19 protein-coding genes and 1 riboswitch are annotated in these 24,152 nt (G+C 40.5%); of the genes, 7 read left to right on the top strand and 12 right to left on the bottom strand.

The annotated features are described in order from the left end of the window. Positions 1-68: 68 nt before the first annotated feature. A complete protein-coding gene (locus AB3G38_RS24095) occupies positions 69-1,133 on the top strand; it encodes a hypothetical protein (RefSeq protein WP_367866243.1) in 1,065 nt (354 codons plus the stop codon). Here the strand turns inward: AB3G38_RS24095 and AB3G38_RS24100 are convergent. From AB3G38_RS24100 to AB3G38_RS24130, 7 genes are all read right to left on the bottom strand, one after another. Then, positions 1,123-3,453 carry a hypothetical protein gene (locus tag AB3G38_RS24100; protein WP_367866244.1) on the bottom strand — a complete coding sequence of 777 codons (2,331 nt, stop codon included), beginning with the start codon at positions 3,451-3,453 and terminating at the stop codon, positions 1,123-1,125. The genes AB3G38_RS24095 and AB3G38_RS24100 overlap by 11 nt on opposite strands. A 69-nt stretch (positions 3,454-3,522) precedes the next feature. Continuing rightward, a complete protein-coding gene (locus AB3G38_RS24105) occupies positions 3,523-4,779 on the bottom strand; it encodes an NAD(P)/FAD-dependent oxidoreductase (protein ID WP_367866245.1) in 1,257 nt (418 codons plus the stop codon). Between the two features lie 10 nt (positions 4,780-4,789). Then, entirely contained in the window at positions 4,790-5,383 is a 594-nt protein-coding gene (locus AB3G38_RS24110; RefSeq protein WP_367866246.1) for a hypothetical protein, read from the bottom strand. 26 nt (positions 5,384-5,409) lie between these two features. After that, positions 5,410-6,699: a TolC family protein gene (locus tag AB3G38_RS24115; protein ID WP_367866247.1), complete on the bottom strand. Its 1,290-nt coding sequence runs from the start codon at positions 6,697-6,699 to the stop codon at positions 5,410-5,412. 18 nt (positions 6,700-6,717) lie between these two features. Next, positions 6,718-9,819 carry an efflux RND transporter permease subunit gene (locus tag AB3G38_RS24120; protein ID WP_367866248.1) on the bottom strand — a complete coding sequence of 1,034 codons (3,102 nt, stop codon included), beginning with the start codon at positions 9,817-9,819 and terminating at the stop codon, positions 6,718-6,720. Between the two features lie 10 nt (positions 9,820-9,829). Then, entirely contained in the window at positions 9,830-10,894 is a 1,065-nt protein-coding gene (locus AB3G38_RS24125) for an efflux RND transporter periplasmic adaptor subunit (RefSeq protein WP_367866249.1), read from the bottom strand. Positions 10,895-10,948: 54 nt separating this feature from the next. Next, entirely contained in the window at positions 10,949-11,539 is a 591-nt protein-coding gene (locus AB3G38_RS24130) for a TetR/AcrR family transcriptional regulator (RefSeq protein WP_367866250.1), read from the bottom strand. 70 nt (positions 11,540-11,609) lie between these two features. Between AB3G38_RS24130 and AB3G38_RS24135 the strand changes: the two genes are divergently transcribed. The 3 genes from AB3G38_RS24135 to AB3G38_RS24145 all read left to right on the top strand — a co-directional run bounded on the left by AB3G38_RS24135 (position 11,610) and on the right by AB3G38_RS24145 (position 13,548). Further along, positions 11,610-11,660: a hypothetical protein gene (locus AB3G38_RS24135; RefSeq protein WP_367868786.1), complete on the top strand. Its 51-nt coding sequence runs from the start codon at positions 11,610-11,612 to the stop codon at positions 11,658-11,660. A 62-nt stretch (positions 11,661-11,722) separates the two neighbouring features. Beyond that, positions 11,723-12,916 carry an MFS transporter gene (locus AB3G38_RS24140; protein WP_367866251.1) on the top strand — a complete coding sequence of 398 codons (1,194 nt, stop codon included), beginning with the start codon at positions 11,723-11,725 and terminating at the stop codon, positions 12,914-12,916. Positions 12,917-12,999: 83 nt separating this feature from the next. Next, entirely contained in the window at positions 13,000-13,548 is a 549-nt protein-coding gene (locus tag AB3G38_RS24145) for a cysteine hydrolase family protein (protein WP_367866252.1), read from the top strand. Here AB3G38_RS24145 and AB3G38_RS24150 read toward each other — a convergent pair whose 3' ends face one another. Then, complete coding sequence (locus AB3G38_RS24150; RefSeq protein WP_367866253.1) at positions 13,549-13,983, bottom strand: NAD(P)H-dependent oxidoreductase; 435 nt, start codon at positions 13,981-13,983, stop codon at positions 13,549-13,551. 157 nt (positions 13,984-14,140) lie between these two features. Between AB3G38_RS24150 and AB3G38_RS24155 the strand changes: the two genes are divergently transcribed. Then, positions 14,141-14,455, top strand: coding sequence for a winged helix-turn-helix transcriptional regulator (locus AB3G38_RS24155; protein ID WP_367868787.1), 315 nt, complete (start codon positions 14,141-14,143; stop codon positions 14,453-14,455). Between the two features lie 86 nt (positions 14,456-14,541). Here the strand turns inward: AB3G38_RS24155 and AB3G38_RS24160 are convergent, their stop codons facing one another. From AB3G38_RS24160 to AB3G38_RS24175, 4 genes are all read right to left on the bottom strand, one after another. Further along, positions 14,542-15,588: a phosphotransferase enzyme family protein gene (locus AB3G38_RS24160; RefSeq protein ID WP_367866254.1), complete on the bottom strand. Its 1,047-nt coding sequence runs from the start codon at positions 15,586-15,588 to the stop codon at positions 14,542-14,544. An 82-nt stretch (positions 15,589-15,670) separates the two neighbouring features. Next, entirely contained in the window at positions 15,671-16,699 is a 1,029-nt protein-coding gene (locus AB3G38_RS24165; protein WP_367866255.1) for a LacI family DNA-binding transcriptional regulator, read from the bottom strand. A 155-nt stretch (positions 16,700-16,854) separates the two neighbouring features. Continuing rightward, positions 16,855-18,342, bottom strand: coding sequence for a RagB/SusD family nutrient uptake outer membrane protein (locus AB3G38_RS24170; RefSeq protein ID WP_367866256.1), 1,488 nt, complete (start codon positions 18,340-18,342; stop codon positions 16,855-16,857). A gap of 22 nt (positions 18,343-18,364) precedes the next feature. After that, complete coding sequence (locus tag AB3G38_RS24175) at positions 18,365-21,496, bottom strand: SusC/RagA family TonB-linked outer membrane protein (protein ID WP_367866257.1); 3,132 nt, start codon at positions 21,494-21,496, stop codon at positions 18,365-18,367. A gap of 455 nt (positions 21,497-21,951) precedes the next feature. Between AB3G38_RS24175 and AB3G38_RS24180 the strand changes: the two genes are divergently transcribed. After that, on the top strand, positions 21,952-22,533 hold the full coding sequence (locus AB3G38_RS24180) for a hypothetical protein (RefSeq protein ID WP_367866258.1): 582 nt from the start codon (positions 21,952-21,954) through the stop codon (positions 22,531-22,533). A gap of 55 nt (positions 22,534-22,588) precedes the next feature. Next, entirely contained in the window at positions 22,589-23,941 is a 1,353-nt protein-coding gene (locus AB3G38_RS24185; RefSeq protein WP_367866259.1) for a Gfo/Idh/MocA family protein, read from the top strand. A 104-nt stretch (positions 23,942-24,045) separates the two neighbouring features. Next, a riboswitch (Fluoride riboswitch) is annotated at positions 24,046-24,110 on the top strand. Positions 24,111-24,152: the final 42 nt, after the last annotated feature.

Genomic DNA, 24,152 nt, shown 5'->3' on the forward strand with positions numbered 1-24,152 from the left:
CATATTCCAATTTGTTAAAAACTAACCGTATTTTGGAACCGGAATAAGATTCCATATAGAACACCTGCATGTACAAAAAGAAAATGTATAGTATAGTCCTCATCGTATTAGTAGTTGTCCTGGGCTTATTAATCAGAGCTTACTTCAGAAGTGAAAGCTATTTTCTCTCGCGTCTGCCGGAAAAATATAAGAGTTATCCTGCATTAAATGAAAAGATAAAGAGTGCGGATTATCAAATTATACCTTTGTTTACGGGCAGCAGGCCAAGAACTATTTACCGGGATTCCATGACTAACAATATCATTGTGGAGAGTGTGGAGGAGTTTGCGCCCAAAAAATACGAGGAAACTACTTATTCCATAACTTATTACAGAATAAACAGTAAAGGAGAACCTTTAGACAGCCTGAATGAAACTGGCAGTACGGCCTTTGGCAGACCATTTAACGGACACCTGCTTTATGAAGATACTTATAGTGATTACCTTAAGACAGGAAAGCATGAAAAACTGCCCTACAAAGTTATTAATAAAGATTTAGCAATGATCCCGGAAGTACTCTCGAGCCTGACCAGGGAATTGCTGTCCCGGGCTGATGCGGTAACAGTTTATAAAGAGGATGATCCGATGACTTTTATCATGTCAGTAAGTGGCGAAGTATATAAAGTGTATATCCCCAAAAAAAGTAATATTAATATTCCCGCTGAATTTGAGCACAATTTTCATGAGTTATTGCCTGTTACGGATTATAGCCATCAGACAGGTTTAAAGCATTACAATTGGGAAAGCCCGAAATCAGCTATCACAATCAATTATTTCCTGAAACAGCATTATCAGTCTGGTACCTATTTCTCTATGGCGGCGGCTCCATCGACCAGACCTGCGAGATGGTACGGTATGGGCTATTTTGAACTCAAAATTGGGACAGACAACTTAAAGTTTAAGCACCCGATCAGTTATTTTTCTTCCAAAAATTTGCCGTCTGGCGGTTATTATTATAATGGCGAATGGGGGACACTGGATTTATTTAATGCACATATGTCTGATCTGAATATCCTCACTGTTGGTTTTGATAATAATCATTTCCATGAACTGGACGGTTGTTACCTGGTTGTGCGTTTACATCTTAAAAAATAGAAGCCCGGATTGCCATTAAACCAAAAACATCTTTCAAGTCTTCCAGGTGCAAAATCTCGGTATCTTCCTGTAAGACTCCCTCTTCTTGTAATATGCTGATGAGACGCAAATACTCCTCTTTAATAGCGGCATCCTGATATACAATAGCTATTTTGCCGGGTTGATTCAGCCTTTCTGTGCTCCCTTTGATACATATCTTATCAATTCGCTTTTTAATTATTTCATAATTGATATTATCTGCTCCTTCCACATCAAACCGCTTTTCATCGTTACGGAAAGTAATGTTAATAGGTGTACCAGGTGCAAAGATGAGTTGCGTTGTTTTCAGGGCAAATAAGGACGATAACGATGTTTGAGTGGTATACTTTGCCACCAAAGCCATATAACGAAGCTGTAAAACTCTATATGCCCGTATTTTTCTGCTATCTAATTGTGACCTCGGTGTAATGGACTGACCGAGGTAAATATCGCATTCTATCCCGTCAGTTCTGAATGTTTTAATGTAGCCTGGATGTAGCTGCTGCAAATCCTCGATCATCTCTGCCGTAAATCGCATAATATCCTCATTTAACTGCCCAATCTCTTTCTCTAAAAGGTTACGATTAACATGGCTTGCACCATTTCCAGGATCAACAGGTTCCAGGTAAGCATTAATATAAGTTAAATAATCCGGCTCTTTCACCACCAGGGGCATTAATAGCGGCTTTAAATAAAGACGCAGAAAGGTTAAAATAGTTATCTCAACCTTTAACGTAACTGCATGCTGATATTTGGATTTGAATTTAATACAGGATATTTTGATCTCTTCAGCAGGATAACCGGCAATGATCAACCTGTCTGATATTTTTATGGATTCGTCCAGCAGGTGATGAATGTCCTTTAATAGCGCATCGTTACGTTTTAATGTAGAATCTTTAATATCAATTGCGCCATAAATAGCATAAACGTCATCAAATGTGATGGATTCTATGGCAGCACCGGCTCCTATTTTCTGCTCTTGTTGCAGGTAATTCCAGGCTGCAAGATGAAATTTCCACAAGACGGCCGGTTGCAGAACAGTAAAGTTTCGCCGCACAACATCATTGATCTTATCTGAAAAGTGATCAGCACTATTTTTTGTTAATTGGCTGAGTAAAGGTAACGCTGCTGCTATTTTCGCCAGGATATTTTCAAAGAATAATATCTCTTTGAAAGCATATATTTCTAAAATACCGACAACCTTTTGTTTGAAAAACAGTGGCAGACAAGCATAAACTTTGACTTTCTTTGATTCTAAAATATCATGAATAGGATCTCCAAAATTATTTCCAGCATGATTGGCTGCAGAAAAGTAATACGTGACTGGATTCGCCTCGTATCCCCTGACCAGTGATTGTAGCATTATCTCATCCTCAAATTGTTTGGCCACATCCATCATGAAGCTATGTATTTCGGGGTTGACATCAACAATTGTTTCATTGTTTAATCTGGCCAAAGGTTTTAAGCTAAACTGAAGCGCATTATTGCCTGAGAGCACGCTTAAGCTTTTAATAACCTGCTGGTAGATGCGCTCTTCGTTCTCATGGTTTACAATTTCGTTTCTGATTTGATCAATTGCGAAGGAATCTGTAATATTTTCCAGCGTAATTACTGCAAATCCGGTTAGCTTGAAAAAGTGCAGTGGCAAAATCTTTTCCAGTACTATCAATGGGTCTACGCGGGCAGGACCGGCATGGATGATACTATCCATCGTGATATCAGGCAACTCACCTGTAACCACAACCTCTATAAAACTGGTATTAATATTTACCTTGTAGTATTCTTCCAACCTTGTTTTAGGGTTAGTATAGGTATAATGCCCGGGTTCCAGTATCTGAAAGGAAAAGTGATAACACTGGCTTAAGATCAGGCGGTAGACATAATTCTTATATTCGTTTAATAAATTTACTTCCTGATCTGCACCACCAATGCTTTGTCCCTTTGCCATACCATTTTTAAAAAGATCATTAAATGCGTCTGTGCAATAATGTATTTCCCCCGGCAAAGGAGAGGCTATTGCCCAAAAACAATTATGTTCATCAGCAAGTAATGGACTCAGTGCCAGATAAATTAAATCAAATAGGGATTGGTCATCAGGGCCGGGAAGCAAGGGTGAATTATCCTCGTTGCCGGGTAAATATTGTTGCAGCGTCTGGATCAGCTCATCTGTCATCCTCATTCTGACCGGAGAAGAGCGGTTTAATTTTTTTAAGTAGTTTTCGAGTGGCCTGAATGACAAATCGCTCTTTACCAAACGATCAATGGTTGGATTGGAGTGAAATTTGAACGCGTGGGTTTGCATAATTTAGTGAATTAAATATGACTAAGGTAATTGCATAAAGAGCCTTTGCTGTTAGTTATAACAAGATATTTAATGGCCTTTTTTTGCCCCTATAATCAACCGCAGGTTAGGATTATTCGTCAGAAAACTCCAAAACCAGTTATAGGCCAGCTTTGCCTTGTTTCTGAACCCGGCTATGGGTATGATATGCACGAACAACCAGGTTAGCCAGGCAAAGTAGCCCGTAAAAGAGCCAAAAGGAAGATCGACAACTGCTTGGTATTTAGTGATAATGGCCATGCTTCCTTTGTTCAGATAGTTGAAAGGCTTCATCCTTTTTTTAGCTATTAAATTCACCAGATTAACTGCAAGTAACTTACCCTGCTGTATGGCAACCTGTGCCAGTTGCGGATGGCCGTCAGGATAATTTTTATCAGTATACTGACAGCATAGGTCACCAATGGCGAAAATCCTGTCAATCCCTGAAATCCTGTTATACTCATCGACTTTTAACCTTCCCCCGCGGCCTCTGGACTCCTCAGGTAAACCTTGCACCTCGGCTGCGACAACGCCCGATGCCCAGATAAGGGAACAGGTACTGATTTTTTCACCGTTAGAGAGGATTACCTCGTCATTCATATAATCCTTAACAGCCACCCCCAATTTGATTTGAACCCCTAATTTAAACAGTTGTTTATAAGACTCCTGTTGTGCCTGTTGGCTCATAGGACCTAACAATTTATCTCCTGAACCCACGAGGTAGATGTTTCCCGCAGCTTCACCCAGTTCAGGATAATCTTTGCGAAGAATATTCTTACTCATTTCGCCTGCCATACCAGCCAATTCAACCCCGGTTGGCCCACCGCCTGCAATAACAAGATTAAGCAACTTGGCCCGTTCTTGCAGGTTGGTCGTTTTAACGGCTTTTTCCATATTCATTAACAAATGATTGCGCAGATGCAGCGCATCATCAATTGTTTTGATTGGCAAAGCTTTCTTTTTCAAGTTCTCCAGGCCGTAGAAATTGGTTTCCGTACCCATGGCCAATACCAGGAAGTCATAATCAAGCCTGCCGCTATCAGTGATAATATGTGTATCTCCCTCGTGGACGCTTAATAATGTCCCATAGTAGAAGCGCACGTTTTGTTTTCCCTGAAACATTTTCCGAAAGGGGTAGGTAATGTTAGACGGCTCAATAAATGCGGTGGCTACCTGGTACAAGAGCGGCGGAAAAAAATGGTAATTATTTTTATCCACCAATACCACTTCGATATCCTTTTTACCAGCCAGCCCTTTTACCAGGTTAATTCCGGCGAATCCACCGCCGGCTATTACTATTCTCGTCATCACTTTACAGTTAGCTTATAGGAAGTTTGGTAAATCTAATTAACCCTTCTGCAATGTGTTTATTGTAGAAATCTGACACAAAATTTTGTCCATATTTTTCTATGGAATCAGGCAGATCAATTGATACTTTACTGGCCATTTGAAACAGGTAAGCAAAAGCGATAAACCTGATGTCGCCATTGTATTGCTTTAAGATATGGTCAGTCTTTTCAAATTTATAATTAATTGATTTTGCGAGGCAATGTTTTACGTTCACCAACGGATAAGAAGCAGGAGCTTTAAAGTAAGCAGCTACCAGCCGTCCCTTATAGCAATAAGTAGTATTAAACTCCACCAATGTTATCCAAAAGGCTTCAATGCTATACATTTTATGGGGACTCTTCTCCATATCTATTGATAAATTTCTGGATAAACTATCAAAACTCAGCGTCAGGCAAAAAGCGATCAGATTATTCAAACACTCAAAATTATCGATCATTTTACTTACACTAATATTTGTGGCAGCCGAGATAAGTTCAAAAGAGGCCTGTTCAATACTGCATTGGCTAATTACTCTAATCGCGTTTTCAGCTATTTGAAGAGTAAAATTTGTTTTCTTATACATTTCCATCGGATCATCTATGATGAAGTCTATTTACTATTAATCTTACCGGTCGCATATGCATACGCAGCTTTTTTCACTTGAAAATCTGAATAAGCGGTATTTAGTGTTACTGCAGCCTGTTGGTAAAAGGCCTGAGCATCCAAAACATCAGTTGCTGTACTCAATCCCGCTTTATAGTTGTCCTGACTTACTTTCAGGTTTTCAGTCGCCTGTAACAGGTTTTCTTTAGCGTACCGGATTTGCGTGAGTTCATCTTTCATATCATACCAGGACTTCAGGATACCTACCTGTAGCTGATCGCTCCCATCCCTTAAATTGTTTTGAGCAATTTGTTCGCTGATCTTTCTTTGTTTCATCTTTTGTTTAGTACGGCCCCATAAGCCGTCCGAAATAGGAACACTCAGGGTAGCCAGGGCTGCCGGTACAAACGTACTGCCTATCGTCTTATTGAATGAGCCTGCCTGCGAAGCACTCATCCCGACAGATAAACTCGGCAAATAATCTGCTTTACTTAATTTGGTTTGCAGGCCTTCACCCTGTACCTGTTTGAGGAGCAACTGGTAATTGGCTATTCCTGAAAGTGTTGTATCCGGTGTTCCACCAGGAAGCAAAGGTTCATTTCCCTTGTCAAGCGTGTCCTGCATCACCATCAATGAGTCATATGGCATGCCGGTGTATATGGAAAAATCAAATAAGGCCAGTCTCCGCCCGTTTTGCAGTTTGCTCCGGTTAACAAGCAGCTGACTGAGCTGAACTTTTACTTTCAGCAGGTCATTGCGGGCAATCAATCCGGAAGCCAGCATATCCTTTTGCATTTTCAGCACATTATTCAGCAGCACTTCATTAGCTGCCAGCGTTTTTTCCTGCTCCTGCAAGTTGACCACGTTCCAGTATTTTTGCGTAGTGAGCAGTAATACCGAATCAACCGATTGCCTGGCCATTATCTTACTCGTTTCCTGTTGTAAAGCAGCCAGCTTATAACCCGTTTCAATTTTACCACCTGCGTAAATGGGCTGGATGGCAGTTACACCAATCAGGTAGAGATTATTGATGCCTTTATTCAACAGGCCCGGAATAGCCGGTACAAAATCTTTGAAGCCATATAAGCCCAGGCCAGTACCACTGACAGATGGCAGGTAGGAAGATTTGGCAGCAGCCAGTCCAAAGTCTGCCGAGCTTACTTTGAGCTGCCCGTTTTTGATAGCGGTACTGTACGCTAAAGCGGCTTGCCTGCTTTGCTCAAGTGACACTATATGCTGGGCATTGGCGGTATAAGCCAGGCCCATGGATATGATGGATAAAAATAGGATTTTCATAATAATCAATTTTTAAGATTAAGCGGTTTGCTCTTCTGTTTCTTTGACCTTTTCATCTTCTTTACGGAAGAAAAGCCAGTACAGTGTTGGTAAAACAAAAAGGGTTAGTACCATGGATACCATTAGCCCAAAGCAGATTACTGTGCCTAAAGGCCCCCATAAGGAGGAGCGGCTGATGATCATAGGCGTAACGCCCACGGCTGCGGCCGTAGAAGTTAGGAATATAGGCCGCATACGGCGTTCTGCAGACAAAATGCCGGCCTGCAATACCGTTTTTCCTTCATGGATCCTCAGTTCCTCGGCATGATCGATCAGGATAATACCATTACGTACCACAATACCGCACAAGGCCAATAGTCCCAGAAAGGAGGTAAACCCGAATGGATAGCCAGTTACCAGCAATCCGAATGATGCACCAAGCAGGCTGAGCGGCATGGTAGTAATACTGAGCACTGCATGTTTGAGGTGCTTGAAATGCCAGAGCAATATCAAAAAGATCAGGATGACGCTCATGAGTAATGAAATTCCCATAGGGCCCATGTTTTCATTTTGCAGTTCCAGTTCACCGCCATAAGAGATTTCAACATCCTGTGGCAATTTAATTTTGTCGATATCCGGCTGTAATTCAGTCAGCACATTGTTGGCAACGGCATCGGGGATGATGTCCATGCGCACAGTAAGCGTGCGGATGCTGTTCCGTCTCACCACTTGTCCGTCATTCCATTCTGGCGCTATATCGGCCACCTGTCTGAGTGGTACCACCGTTTTCGTTTGCTGGGAAGGAATATTGAGGTCCAGCAGGCTGGACACATTCATTCTGGATGTTTTGGGTGTTTTAATTTTCACATCAACCTGATAGTTACCTTCCCAAAGCTGCGTAGCATCAACGCCCTCGGTATGCATGGCCACGGTGTTGGCTACATCGCTTTTGGTTAAGCCAAGGCGCGCCAGTTCCTGGCTTTTCACATTGAGTTTAATCCCTTCTTCCATTTGATCATAATCAGTCCTGGCCCAGATCACTTTTTTATGCCTTTTACCCAGGGCGATCACCTTTTCACCTACCGCCTTAAGATCGTTAATATGGTTACCCGATATACGAACCTCTATTGGCGCAGGTGAACTGACCATGTTCAGTTGTTTCATCCGTACATAAGCAGATGGGAACGCATCGCTGTATTTTTGCTGGTAATCTTTGATCACTTCTTCCGTGGCACCTTCAGAGGCCGTATTGACCAATATCTGCGCATAGTTTTTAGCGGCGAGGTTAGGCGCGTAAACCATGTGAAAGCGCGGCGAGCTGTTGCCGATAAAACTGGTGTAATTGATCACCCGCTTATCCTTGTGCATGATACGTTCCATATTTTTAACTACACTGTCCGTTTGGTCAAGGCTGTAACCACTGGGCAGGTATATCTCCACAGCAAACTGATTACGTTCCACTTTAGGGAATAATTGCTGGGGGAGTATCCCCATAATGATGACACCAAATACAACGGACAGCACGCCGAATAATACGGTAAGCTTATAATGCTTCACCGAATTTCCGATATGTTTATTGAAAAATAACTGTAGCCTGTCGAGCATTGATTTATGCTCTTGCTTCTTATTTTCGTTATGCAGTCCCTTTTTGATAAAAAGCGTATTGAAGAATGGCACCAATAACATCGATATGACCAGGGACAAGGTTAATGCAATGATGATGGTTACCGGGAAAACACTGATAAAATCTTTGGCTACTCCCGTCATAAAAAACATCAGCGGGAAGAAAGTAGCCGAAATGGCCAGCGTTGCCGTAAATACAGATGGGAATAGTTCCTGTGCACTGCTTTTGGCGGCATCCCAAACAGACATCCCATGATCCAGTTTTTCTACATGGTTATCAATGACGACAATAGGATCATCGACAACGATCCCCAGTACTACAATGAGTGCCGCCAGGGTTACCGTGTCCAGTTCTATGCCCGCCAGGTACATGATGGCCAGTGTCGCCGCGATCGTAATCGGAATAGTTGCCGCTGCTACTGCTGCTACCCGCAGTGGTAATAACAATAAGGCCACGACCACTACACCGATCAGGGCAAAAGCGAACTCCTTCATAAAGTGGGTAATGGATTCATCAACCACTTCCGGCTGATTGGCTAGTTTGACCAGTTTGATATCCGGTGGTAAATGCGCACTCACTTTGGCCAGCCGTTCCTCCAGCTCCTTGCCAAAATGCACGATATTTTTACCAGTCACCATTTCCAGTGAGATAATGATGCTTTTGGTGCCATTTGACGTTACATAACTGTCAGGATCGCCATATTCCCGACGGATGGTCGCTAAATCACGAAGCCTGACCGGGTTACCTTGATCATCACGTTTGATAATCTGTTCTGCAAGATCTGTTTCTGTCTTATAAAAACTGGTCAGGTGTATTGGCCGGTCAATTACTTTTCCGTCTTCGGTGCCCGCAGCACTGATGGCGCCCTCATTTTGCAATACATTTTTAATGTTAGCTGCCGTAACCCCATTTTGAAGCAACTTGTTGTTATCAACATAGATACCGATCTGCTCGTTCAGGTTACCTGTATGGGATATTTTAGCCACGTCTTTAACCCGGCGTAATTCAGCTTCAATGTCTTCTACGTTCCGCTGTAATTCTTTATAAGGCCGGGTAGGTGATTCTACCGCCAGCAGTAAAGCAGAGGTTGAACCAAAATCGCTGTTCACATAAAAACCTTTAACCTCTTTTGGCAACTGGGCCTGTAAAAGGAGCATGCCATTCTTAATCTTATTCCAAAAGGCTTTGGCCTCAGGGCCGTTCACTTTATCAGATACTTCAACAAAGATATACATCATGCCATCGCGAGAGTAGGAGTAGGTTTTAGTTTTATCCACCTCGTTATTGCTAAACAGGTATTCTTCAACTTTCTTGGTCATTTGTTCTTCTACCTGGTTGGATGACGCGCCCGGGTAAAACCCTACAATGACACCCTGCCTGATCGTAAAATCGGGAAATTCATTGCGGGGCATATTGAAAAGGGCAAGAATACCCAATAAAAACAGCACAGCAGCTACAGTAAGGGGCAGCACATGGTAGCGCATTGCCCACTCGATCATGTTTTCTTTCTTTTTCATGGCGGCTGATTTATTGGATAATTTTAACTGGAGACTGATCTGCCAGCTTTTGGTAACCGGAAGTAATCAGCTGTTCATTACCACTTAAACCGCCGGTGATCGCCAAACCGTTATTATAGAGTGCCCCGGTTTGAACCTGTTTCCGTTGCGCCTTGTGTTGTGGGTTAACGGTATATACATAACTACGGCCATGTTCATCCACTTGTACGGCCTGGGCAGGGATGACCAGTTGCTGTTCAGCTGCTTTAGCGGATAATGATTTGGATTTCGAAGTACTGAATACGACCTTGCAAAGCATACCTGGCTTTAGCGCCTGACCGGGATTGGCTAATTTTACTTTAACTGTATAGTTGGCACTGTTGTTAAGTGCCAGTACACCCACTTCAGTAATACGCCCTTCTATAGGTGTGTTCGCCAGAGCGTCGATAGTGACGGAAGCAGGATCACCTGGCTGATAACGATTAATTTCATTCTCAGGAACAGCTACTAAAACATTGACTGAACGGGTATCCAGTAACTGCAGCACAGGTACTCCTGGACTGGCTGTTGCCCCGGCTTCTGTTTTTTTGTCGCTGGCATATCCGTTCTGAGGTGCATATAACCTGGTGTGGGCAATATTTTGATAAGTCGCCCGTGCAGCAGATGCCGCCTGGTCAAGATTTGATTTGGCCTCCAGCATTTTAATTTCTGCTATGCTGCCTTTCTGAAATACAGAAAGAATACGTTTGTAGTTTTCTTCAGCCAGTTTAACCTGAGCTAATTGTGCGTTATATTGATTACGGTAAGTTGTTTCATCTACGGTGGCTACTAACTGACCTTGTTTTACATAATCCCCGGCTTTTACCGGAAATGAATTAATGGTACCGGAAACCTGAAAACTTAAATCGATCATTTTGTCGGCTTGCAAAGTTCCGCTATAAATAATCTGATCGGAAGATCCTCCCTGTTGCCTGCTTAAATTAATCGTTTTAACATTAATCGTGTCAGGTATTTTGCTGGACTCTTTATGCCCGGAACATCCGGTGAAAAGTAGCGTTGCTCCAGCTGCTGTAAGAATTGATAATATAGGTCTCATATTTTAATCATTTGAACACTTTGTATACTTTTGTCTATTTTTAATCAAAAAAAATTATTTCAGTCCCTTGCAAAAAATCTGTGAAATCCAGGACAGTTTAGCTTCCATATCGGGAAACCGGTTGAACAAGATAATTTCCTGCTCAAAGCTTTTGAACGCAGTTACAATTGTTTCGGCAAGAAAACGGCTATCAGCCTCATTGAGTTCGGCAATTTCTTCCTTCTCAATTGCCCACCTGATCATTTTATAGATTACACTGCCTTCTTCCTCCAACAAAACCCTGGTTTTAGCGGCGGCAAGCTCTGGTTGTTGTTTTAAATCTTCTAACACCAAATGATATTTTTTGGTAAGAGATTTAATCTCCTGTAATTTTTTAGTGTAAAATTTTTCCAAATTGGTAGACATTGACGCATTTGGATCAATTACCGCCAGGCAGGTATCAAATATCTGCAGGCATAGTTTTTCTACTACCGCATCAAAAACTTCTGTTTTATTACCGAAATAATAATACAAAGTGGTGCGTCCTTTTTTACCAGCTTTCGAAATATCCTGCATAGAGACCCGGGTAAAGCCATAGCTTTCAAAAACACCGATGGCGGCATTGATAATTTCTTCCTTGATCTGTTCTTCTTTAGTTAACTTCATTTTGGACAAAAGTACGAAATATGTTCAATTGGCCAAATAAAATATAAATATTCTGGAGATTGCATCTTACCTGGGTGTAGCCCGTGAAACGCTAAGCCGGATCCGGGGCCGGAATGAATAACCTATAACCGATTGTGATTTCGGTCACAGGTACTTCCTAACTATTTCCCGGAACTTTGCTGTATGAAAATTCAGACGGCCAAAAAACCTTCAGCATTCCTTACAAATACTTTTAGTGCATTCCGAAGCCATAATTTCCGTTTATATTTTGCAGGCAGGTTAGTTTCACAGATAGGAACCTGGATGCAACGAACTTCGGTAAGCTGGCTAATTTTTACGATGACCCATTCCAGCCTGATGCTGGGCGTCTCGGCTTTTGCCTCGCAATTCCCATCTTTCTTTTTTTCTTTGTTCGGAGGGGTGCTTTCCGATAGGTACAGCAAGAAGAGGATTTTACTGATCACGCAGACAGCCTCTATGGTACAGGCAGTTTTATTGGTGTTTTTAGTCCTTAACAAGCAATATAACGTATGGGGGATTCTTATCTTGAGCTCGTTATTGGGCATTATCAATGCCTTTGATTCGCCCGCCAGGCAATCCATGATCAATGATATTATTGATTCGAAAGATGATCTTCCAAATGCATTAGCACTCAGCTCCTCTATTAATGATTTTTCAAGGCTTATCGGGCCGGCTATAGCAGGCTTAGTGTTGTTGAAATTTGGAGCCAGTTTTTGTTTCCTGTTAAATGCTATAAGTTTCGCTGCTGTGCTGCTCTCCATAATAATGATCAGGTGGCCGGCTTACCTTCCTGCAACTGCAAAAAAGAAAATGAGTGCTGATCTGCTGGAAGGTTTTCGCTATCTGCGAAAGACTCCTGACATCAGCTTGTCTATATTAATGCTTGCGCTTGTGAGTTTGCTGGTATTACCTTATAATACTTTGCTGCCCATATTTGCCAAAGTGGTTTACAAAGGAGATGCTGCAACGTTTGGCTATTTAAACAGCTTCATTGGTTTAGGGGCTATTACCGGGCTGATGTTCCTTGCCTCATTAAAGCCGGGAACCAACCTTAAAAAGGTCCTGCTTTTTAATACAGTTGTCATGGGTATCTGCATGATACTTTTTTCTTTGTCGAATAGTTTTATACTGGCCATACTCTTCGCGACTATTGGCTCGTTTGGTATGACTTCCCAGACGACAATCAGCAATACCATAGTCCAGGGACAAGCCAGTAGTGAAATGCGGGGAAGGGTGGTTAGCATTTTTCTGATGGCCTACTTCGGGATGCTGCCGTTAGGGAGTATGCTGGTTGGCGTAATTGCACAAAAGATCGGCGCGCAACATACCGTTTTTTACCAGGTGTCCTCGCATTAGTTATAGTTGCAGGCTTTTTTAAATATCTTACAAAAAAGGACAAGATGTATCACCAATCGATAAGCAAATAATAAACAAAGTATATGAAACAAGAAAAACAAAACACCGCACTTTTAGTAATGGATATGCAAGCTGGCATCCTTAGCTCTTATCCGGATGCAGCCCAGCTTACTTCCAATGTGGCTAAAGCCATTGCATCAGCCCGGAAAAATAATATCAAGGTAATTTATGTGGTCGTAGGATTCCGGCCAGGTGCACCTGAAAGAAAAGCCAGTAAAGATGGCAGTAACCCGTTTGCCCAAATAGATATGGAGGCCTTTATGAAAATTGACCCGGCTTTGAAACTGCTTCCTGATGATTTAATTGTTACCAAGCGAAGATTTAGTGCATTTACGGGAAGCGATCTGGAAGTTATATTGAGGTCACAGGACATAAAGCATCTGGTGCTCACCGGTTACGCTACGAGCGGCGTATTGCTTTCTACGTATTGTGAAGCTGCAGATAAAGATTATCAGCTAACTATCTTATCAGACTGCTGTGGTAATGCAGACGAAGAGGTGCAAGAAGTACTCATCAACAAAGTTTTTCCGCGTATGGCAACGCTAGCTTCTGTGGCCACCTGGAGTATCTAGTCAAAAGCAATTAATCATTTGTGCATAATAAGCTGTTTGTTCAAGATTTTTACAAAACTCTAATACCCGGAAATGATGACTGCCCAATGTGGTATATTCACTTTCAGGCGCCCCAACGGTAAAACTAGGTACGAACGTTTTATCTTTTAATTTGTCGCCTTTTGAGCCATAAGCGAACTGGTATTCAAATACGGTGTCAAACCAAAGTTTCAATATGGCTGGCATATTATACCAATAAATTGGATATTGAAAAATAATTGTCTGATGTCTTAAAAGAGCATCTTGCTCTGCTTTCACATCAATTTTGTAATCAGGGTATAGGTTGCAAATATTCCTTATTTCGGTATTTAAGTTGCTGTTTTGAAGCGCTTCAATAATAGCTTTGTTCGCCACACTCTTACCGAAATCCGGGTGTGCCAATATGATTAATGCCATACTATAATAATTTTAGTTGCAAAACTATAGATAGTGAGCTAAGTTTGCAATAACTATCAAAACAGATAGGTTAAAAATGTATCCAATGAAAACTGAATGTCTTGGCAATTATATAAAACTCAAGGGTAAGATATACCCATGCACAGTAAGTCTTACGATGGATTTGATTGGCGGGAAATGGAAAGCAGTTATTCTTTACCACTTGAAAGACGATGAAAAAAGATATAACGAACTCCGCAAGGAGATGCCTGCAATTACCGAAATGACTTTGAGTTTACAACTAAAGCAACTAGAGCAAGATAGCTTGGTGTCACGGAAAGTTTATGGTGAAAAACCTCCTATAAAAGTTGTGTATAGTCTCACAGATTTTGGTAAAACGTTATTACCTGTTTTGGAGGCAATTACAAATTGGGGAAATCATACTGCAGAACAGGAAGGAGAAATCCTGAATGGGCTTACAAAAATGAGATAGTCTGATCGTTGCTTATCATTATTCCCTCGTTTTTTGATAGTTAAACCCTTCTATAATCCACATGGCTAATAGGGCAAATGATAAGATTACAATCCTTTAATTTCTTCCAGCTCAGGTTCCAGTTCCAAGTATCTTTCCAATAAAGTGACCTGATTTTTAGCCCGTTCCAGATTATGGCCTTCATACTTCTCCCCATAATAAATATCATTTTGAAGGTAATCTGTCAGGAAGCGGATAGCCTGCATATAGATCAAAAACTTTCCGGCATAAGTGAAATAGCTTTTCTCTGTTGCAGTTAATACATCGCCCATCTCTTCCATATACCCATCATATATGGCTTTAAAGAAATCTTTCCTGACATTGATTTTAGTCAGATCTGTTTCTTCTTCATTCGCAGAAGATAAATAAGTTCTCATCATATCACCCACATCACTTATGAAGTAGCCCGGCATTACCGTATCCAGATCGATGACGCAAATCCCTTTATTTTCCTGGTCAAAAAGAACATTATTAATTTTGGTATCATGATGAATCACCCGCTGCGGGATCTCTTTGTCATCTACTATCTTTTTATAAGTAGTCACAATATCCGCATGTTTCTTGAGGAAAGAAATTAAGTCTTCAGACTTTTCTTTCCGCTGACCAGAAGCCTGTGTTACTGCAGCAGTAAACTGATCGAAACGTAAGGTCAGGTTATGGAAATCAGGCAGGGTAATGTGCAATTTTTTGACGTCAAAATCATTCAGTAACCTGGAGAACCTTCCGAATTGCTTTGCGCCTTCATAAGCTTCTTCTTTTTTATTCAATACATTCAGCGAATGAGAATTCTCTACAAAAGGAAATAACCTGAAATATCCTTCTGGTGTTTCCATTAACGAATCACCGGATAACCCGGGAAGTGCAGAAACAAAAAGATATTCAGGATGTGTTTTACTTAAATAAGACTTCAGTGCAACTATATTCCGGTCTATATCGTGAGGCTTTTTAAAGACAGATTGATTAACCTGCTGTAATATATATCCGTTGGTTGGTGTGGTTATTTTCCAGGTACGATTGATCAGGCCATCTCCAAATAATTGTACGTTATTTCCAGCAGTCTCCATTCCGTACAACGGTAAAATTTGATCAAGCATAAATTAAGCGGGTTTATTTTTTTAGTAAACTCAAACTTAATCAATTTCGCTATCAGATCGTTGTGCAAACGTTTGTGTAAACTTATTTATCCTTGCCAATGATCAGCTCTGACTCTACAACTACTTTATAGTAAGCAGGTTCTGTATCAGAATCACTTTTTGGTTTGTTAATCAGATCCAGTAAAATGTCGGCGGCTTTTTTTCCCTGTTTATAAGGAAACTGCTCTACAGAAGCAATCGGAGTGAAGTCCATATAATTGATCAGTGGCAGATTTGCATAACTTACAAAGTCGATCTCTTTATTGATCTGTATGTTTAAAGAACGTGCATAGCGGATCGCGAATAAAGCTACATAATCATTGAAAGTCACAATTGCTGTCGGCTTGCGTTTATGATTCAGGAAGTTATCCATAGACTCAATCGTTCCTGCCTCTGTCAAATCGCAACTGACCATTAAAGAAGGATCAAATTTTAACCGGTGAGAAGTCATTGCCTTGATATACCCATTTTTTCTTTCTGTGCTGGCTACCAGGTTAGTAGGGCCGTTAATCATACCGATTGTACGGTGACCTTTCTTCAATAAAAAGTTCACGGCTTCAAAAGTACCAGATTCCAGGTTAGAGGCTACAAAATGTATATTCTTTACCGGAGGGATGCGGTCGAAAAATACGATGGGAATATTTGATTTTTTAAAAGCCTCAAAATGTTCGTAGGTATTGGTCGTTTTAGAAACTGAAATCAGCAGGCCGTCAACGCGCTGCATCTTCATCTTTTCGATCAGGAGTTTCTCTCTGTCTGCATCGTCATGTGACTGAGCGAGCAGCACAGTATAATTTCTTTGATAAGCGATATCTTCAATTCCACTGATTGCTGCAGAGAAAAAGGATTCAGCCAGTTCTGGTAAAATAACGCCTATCGTATTTGATTTACCCTGTAAAAATTGAATAGCTCTCTGATTAGGCTCATAATTAAGTTCTTTGGCCATTTTTTTTACCCGCATTTTAGTGATTAAGCCTATGCTGGAATGGTCATTTAAAGCTCTGGACACGGTTGAAACCGAAATGCCAAGAAGCTTTGCAATCTCTTTTATGGTGGTTGGTTTATCTGACATTTGTTCCAAATGTTGCAATTATCTTTTAATATAAGTAATTAAAATGATTAAATAAAAAGCCCTGGCCATTATTGCCAGGGCTGATTGCTGAATATCAAATGATAAATTATTCAGGACCCGCTTAAGGCAGTTTACTGAATTTTGCTGGGTTGAGGTTAAGGATTTTGAACCAGGTTCGGATTCAGAACAATATCATTTTCAGGAATGAAAAAGATCACACGCGGATCTGTATAAGGAATTTGCTGTGTAGTTTGTCCGGAAGCAAGGTGCGTGCCCGGATAATCTCTGTTTAATGTTCTTTTATTTCTGAAAACATCAAACTTACGCTGAGATTCAAATGCGAATTCCAATCTTCTTTCATCCAGTATTACATCCAGTACATTGGTATATCCCATCATATTACCTGAAGAAAATAAAGCATTTCCACTTAATCCGGCCCGGCTTCTGATTAAATTGACATCCACCAGTGCATCATTTGGCCTTCCTAACTGGAAAGCACATTCTGCTCTTGTTAAATACATCTCCGCTAACCTCAAAACAACAGGGGAGCTTAACGTTTCATAACCTTCTTGAAATGAATACTTATTAATGAAGTATTTAGGATAGCCATTTCTTTTTTGAAGAACCGGATTTCCCTGTGCATCTTTCTTAACAGTTCCATCGGCATTTTTTTCATATTGCGGAACGACGAATGAATTGCGCAAATCTTCAGGGAATTTATGAACTAAGTCTCTGTAAGATTGGGAAGCATACATTTCTCCATAACCAATAGCTCCGCCCCAGTACATAGAACCAATAGCATCATCCAGCCGGTCATCTTTAAGTACATGTCTGATGGCAAAAATAGTTTCGGGATTTCCTTCAGGAACACCCGTAAAATATTTTGAATACCCAGCAGATGGCAATAGAGAATAACGCCCGCTTTTAATTACCTGGTCTGCATAATCAAAAGCATTTTTATAATCTCCCATATACAGGTAAACTCTGCTCAATAATGCGATGGCCACTTCTTTAGAAGCGAAATTATTGTTTTTTGTACTGTTCATTAGTTTGATCGATTTTAATAAATCACTCACTACTAAAGCATAAACATCTTTTACCCTGGATCTGGCGGGTAATTCTTTTACATCAGTATTTGTTTTAAGCATCACACCTAAAGACTCACCGTTGTTGTCCGTATAAGGTCGTCCGAAGAACTTAACCAGATCAAAGTGAATCATTGCTCTTAAAAAATAGTTTTCTCCAAGCAGCTGGTTTCTTACAGGATCTTCACTTTCCACTACTTTTTCAATAACCACATTGGTACCGAAAATGGCCTGATAACCTTTGCGCCAGAAGTTCTCTGCATTGCCCTGATTTTTTTGATGCTGATAATTGTAAGCATAAAATAATGGATCAGTCGTTGTACCGCTTAAGGAAACGTTATCACTTGCATACTCAGCAAATATGTGGTAATTACGCACATAATAAGGATCCTTGATGTAATTGTAAGTTCCAATAGTAGCAGATTGAAGTCCTTCGAGGGTACTTACCACAGTTTCATTGACAATACCACTGTAAGGTGGAAGAGTCAGGTCTTTTTTACAGGCTGTAGCTGACACCATAAGTGCCATAGCTACGATTGTTTTATAGCTGTTAGTCATTTTTGTAATCTTTAAATTATACTTAAAAGCCTATGTTAACACCGAATAATATCTTTTTACTAATCGGGTATTTGGTGCCGCTTACCCCACTTGTATTTGGCGTAGAGAATATAGTAGAAGGATCTAAATCGGCAACTTCAGGATCCATGCCTGAAAATTTGGTGAAAGTAACCAGGTTATCTGCACTGGCATAAACTCTCAGATTTGAAATTTTAAGTCTTTTCGTGATCGCATCAGAAAAGCTATAACCAAGGGTAATATTTCTTAACCTGAGGTAAGAACCATCTTCTAAATATCTTGATGAAGGTTTATTGGATAATTTGTTACCATTAACCACTGCTTTTGGATGTGTGGCAACATCTCCTGGATTTTCCCACCTGTTCCAGCCATCCTTTAAGATCATACTGTTGTATTGAGGGTATGCGCCATCAGCATCGAATACTTCCCGGTTGGAATTATAAATCTTACTGCCATATACAAAATTGAAGAATGTATTTAAGCTGAAATTCTTATAGGTAAACTCATTCCCCATACCACCCGTGAATTTTGGTGATGAAGTTCCAGCATATCTTCTTTCAGCAGCATTATAATTGTTAGTTGTAGTTGTTGTACCATCTGCTTTGGTCATATACCATAGCGGATCTCCATTAGCCGGATCTACGCCTGCCCATTCTCTGGTGTACCATGAATTCATATCACGGCCCACTGCAATATTCTGATTGGCAAATCTGGCCACAGGCTGATCCAGGTAGAGATTGGTTACCCTGTTTTTGTTAAAACCAATATTAAAACTGGTATTCCATTTAAAAGCACCCGTAAAGTTTTGAGTACTTAATTCAATATCAATTCCTTTATTCTGTACGGAGCCTATATTTTGTAAATAACTATAAAAACCAGAGGCCGCAGAAAGTGGTACTGCAATGATAAGATCCTTATTGGTACGCTGATATACGTCAACGTTTAATTCAATTCTGTTCCAGAAACCGATATTAATCCCGGCATTGATGGTGGTCGGTGTCTCCCAGGTTAAATCAGGATTGGCAATTGCCGATGGGTAACCACCAGGGATATTTGCATACTGTACATCAAAACTATATAATGGTAATGAACTATAGTCTCCTGTTGGAGTATTACCAGTAACTCCGTAACTACCCCGTAATTTCAGATTGGTAATCACACTGGATTTAAAGAATTTTTCATTAGAGATCAGCCATCCGCCCGCAACAGAATAAAATAGACCAAACTTGTGATTTGCCCCGAATTTAGAAGAACCGTCATTACGCATAGAAACAGTTCCGAAATATCGGTTGTCATAATTGTAGTCACCCATGAAAAGTTCCGAAATAAAACGGCTTTTTGATTTTCCGCCTTTTAATAAATAGGCAGTAGCAGTTGAATTCAGTATTTCTAAACCGGGTTGAATACCATAACCAGTTCCATCAATATTGTCCACATAATTTTGCTGATATTCAAAACCAGCTATTCCGGATAAATTGTGTTTTCCAAAACTATGTGAGGCATTAAATAAGTTGGAAGTAAGCACGCTGTTTGAATAATCGTATAAATTTCTAAGCTCTCCTGAATTGGCTTTTCCAGTAGGAGTGCGGGCATCATTCAGAATTTCTCTTCTGGTATTTGTGGTTGTATATCTATTTGATGTAGCGAAATTTAACCAACCGGTGATCTTGTACTCTAATTTTAAATCTCCTGCCAGGGTCTGACCTCGCTCATTATCAACATTATAATCATTCAGGTAAACGAAATTGGTTTTATCTCTTCCATACCATTGACTCTCATTGTCTATATATCGGGGGCTTCCATCGGCATGGTAAGGGCTATCCCATGGTAAATTGGTATAAGCCTGGTAAAGTGCCCCTGTGCGGTCATCTGTTCTTTTACTGAAACCTGCATTAACCCGGGTTGTAATTTTGAAACGGTCATTAATTTTGTGGTCCAGGTTAACCCTGAAATTGATATTATTATAACCTGTATTTACGAGTGTGCCTTTTTCATCATAATAATCAGCACCTACATAAAAGTGAGTCTTTTCGTCACCACCCGATAGGTTGATATTCTGACTGTTTGTATAAGCTTGTTTAAAATCCTCTTTTCTCCAGTCTGTATTTCCGGGAGCTGAAGGGAGAAAGCCTGATAAATATTCAGCATTGGTTAACGGAAGTGCTTTTAAAGTCAGGTAAGCATTAATCTGTTGTGGTGTAGGGTTAGGCGTAGTCGCCTGAAGTTGCCTGATGAAGCTGGCTCTTTTTGCGTTATAATCATTCGTATACAAATAGGTACTGTAATCCAGCAATTGCTGTCCATTCATCAATTGAAAATTACCCTGGGATGCATTGTTAATTCCATAAGATCCGCTGTAATTTATACTGGTTTTACCACTTTTACCTTGTTTGGTAGTGATTACAATGACGCCATTCGCTGCCCGTGAACCATACAAGCCTGTTGCACCAGCGTCTTTTAAGACGGTAATTGATTCAATATCTCTTGGATTGGCAGTACCACCAATTACACCATCTACAACCGTAAGCGGCTCCATATTTGCACTAAAAGTACCGGTACCTCTGATGCGTATACCAGGTGTTGTTCCCGGTTGCCCTGAAGAAGAGGAAACCGCTACACCTGCTGCCTTTCCCTGTAATAAAGAAGAGGCACTATTACTGGTTACATCTAAAAGCTGTTTCGCAGATACTGTAGAAACAGAACTCACAATTTGTGACTTGCTTTTGGTGGTATAACCTACTACTACAACCTCATCCATCTGCTTTGCATCTGGTTTAAGGCTTACATTGATCACACTTTTTCCAGCTACAGCAACCTCTTGTTGCTGGTAACCGATATAAGTGAATTCTAAAGTTATACCGGCAGCAACTTTTAATGCAAATTGACCATTACCATCGGTAATTGTACCATTTGTCGTTTTTTTGACTTTTACGGAAACACCAGGCATTGGAAGCCCTTGTTCATCTGTAACTTTTCCGGTAACCGGCGTTTGAGCGGACGCAATAGCCGAACTTAAAGTAAGTGCTAAAATAGTAATTGTTTTAGTTAATTGATTTAGCGTAAACTGCTTAAGTTTCGCAGATGGTGGAAAAACCCGGTTTAAACCCGGATTAATCGGTTTGTAGAGTTTTGTCATGCAAGATGAAGGTTAAGACTTGGTTAGTAATCTTTTGAAAAGATAATTCCGATAGCTTTTCATAAGGAATGATTGAAGGTATAAAGCAATAGGGGTGTGTACCGAATTTGAAAGAGCCTAAATCCACGCAAACGTTTGATACGTTTTGTTGATGCGTCTGGTAGTCAAAAACAAAAAAAACGGCAAAACCTGCTATATTTTTACCTGATTTGTTTTATGGGAGGGGAATGCTGAAGAAAAAATATTTTTTTGGGGGCTTAAGTCTGAGTTTTAGCTCCGGTTTTCTTATAAAACGATTTTTATAAAATGTAATGTGCGTACACAAACCTCCTGTTTCTGTTAAGGCAAACGTTTGCGTGATAATTATGCACTGTCGCTTCATAGCTTGGTAGGAAAATTTATACCTTGTAATCCTAAACAAACGGGTTTAACCAGTACTAAACCAGCTAACCAAAATGGACAGGAGAGCAATCTTTAACCTTCTTTTTAAAGGAAGTTCAGTAAATGAACCTATTGTTTCAGAACCAGATCCGGTTCTGGAAACTCCGGCGCATTTAAAAACTGAGCAGGCTATACCAGTCTTTAAGCAGTGGACAGACTTACCTGCAGCTGGCAATTTTAAACTGGGGCTTTCTACTGCCTATGCTTTTACCATTACCCTGGATTTAAATTACCCTATGAAAGCAGTAAATCCTGAACAGATTTTAAATTTAGGTATTCAGCAGGATCGGGGATCTTTTATTCAAACAGGAATCAATAAGAATGGATATCTTTTCATAGATAACCTGGTTGATTCCAGGCTGATTACGATGGATAAACTGTTGACAGGTATTCAACTGGTTTTAACCGTCAATCCCCTTGGATTTGGAATGAGCTTCGCCAGGTTGAAAATTATGGACAGTGCCGGGCTTACACTTGCTACTTTAAAATCAATGCAATATACCACTAGAGACTGGGCGGGAGAGATGAGGCTATCCACTCCTTCTTTTAATTTGCTGCGTATCGAAGGACTGAACGAAGCAGAGCCTGGTCAATAAGATCACACACAATTGAAATAATAATATAGCTAACCAATTATCTGAACTAAAAATTATGAACAGACGAGAATTTGTAACCTCAACAACGCTTACTGCTGCTGCACTAACGATCCTGCCGGAAAAATCACTTTTTGCCAACTATGCAGGAGAGAAAGTTAAAATTGCAATGATAGGTGTCGGTCTGCGCGGGCAAAATCACCTTGCTTTACTTTTAAAAAGGGAGGACGTTGATGTAGTTGCTATCTGTGATGTGGATTCAAGAATGCTGGATATGGCAAAAGCGATGATCACCAAAAGCGGAAAGCCAATGCCTAAGATCTTCACCGGTGATAACAATGCCTGGAAAAAAATGCTTCAGCTAAAGGATTTAAAATCCGTGTTAATTGCTACGCCGTGGGAATGGCATAAGTCAATGATTATCGGATCTATGGAAACAGGTATAAAATATGTAGCAACCGAAGTGATGCTGGGGATTACCCTGCAAGACCATTGGGATGTTGTGCATGCTGCTGAAAAACATGATGCACAGGTAATGATGCTGGAGAATGTTTGTTACAGAAGAGATGTCCTTGCAGTTTTAAATATGGTGAGACAAGGTGTTTTTGGCGAGATCATTCACTTACAAGGTGGCTATCAGCACGATTTGAGAGAAGTGAAATTTAACGACGGAATCAAACCTTATGGCGGTGGCGTTGAGTTTAATGAAAAAGGGTTCTCAGAAGCCAGGTGGAGAACAAATCACTCCGTACACCGTAATGGAGATTTATATCCAACACATGGTATTGGCCCGGTTGCACAATGTATCAATATCAACAGAGGAAATAAATTTCTTAAATTAAATTCATTTGCAACAAAATCCAGAGGTCTGCATAAATATGTGGTAGATAAAGGGGGAGAAAGTCACCCGAATGCAAAAGTCAATTTCAGACTGGGTGATATTGTCACCACAACGATTGATTGTGCAAATGGAGAGACAATTATTCTTCAGCACGATACGAATTCTCCAAGACCTTATTCATTAGGTTTCCGCGTACAGGGAACGAATGGTTTATGGATGGACATTAACGAAAGTGTATATGTTGAAGGCGTAAGCAAGCCACACCAGTGGGACAGTGCAAAAGAATGGTTAGAAAAATATGATCACCCACTTTGGAAAAAATACGGTAATGATGCAAAAGGAGCGGGGCATGGTGGAATGGATTTCTTTGTTTTACATGCCTTTATTGAATCTGTTAAACGTGGAATACCTACACCATTAGACGTTTATGATGCTGCAGCATGGAGTGCAATTACTCCTTTAAGTGAACAGTCTATTGAATTAGGGAATGAAACTATTGATTTTCCTGATTTTACCGCAGGTCAATGGATGACTAGAAAACCAGTTTTCGCTTTAAATGACGATTACTAAATAAGACTACACACCCAATTGATGAATAACAGACCGGCCACTCTCCGTATGGCCGGTCTTTTTTAGTCCTGATTAATTTGTAATTGTTCAGGACATTCTTATATTTGTTTCACGGAAATGGTGTCTTCCGACTTAACCGCCCTAAAAAGCTGATGGCGCCTGCAAAATTAAGTTAATGAACAATCCCGTTCATTGGCATAAACGATTTGTA

Origin of the sequence: Pedobacter sp. WC2423 (assembly GCF_040822065.1) — a bacterium.
Classification (GTDB): domain Bacteria; phylum Bacteroidota; class Bacteroidia; order Sphingobacteriales; family Sphingobacteriaceae; genus Pedobacter.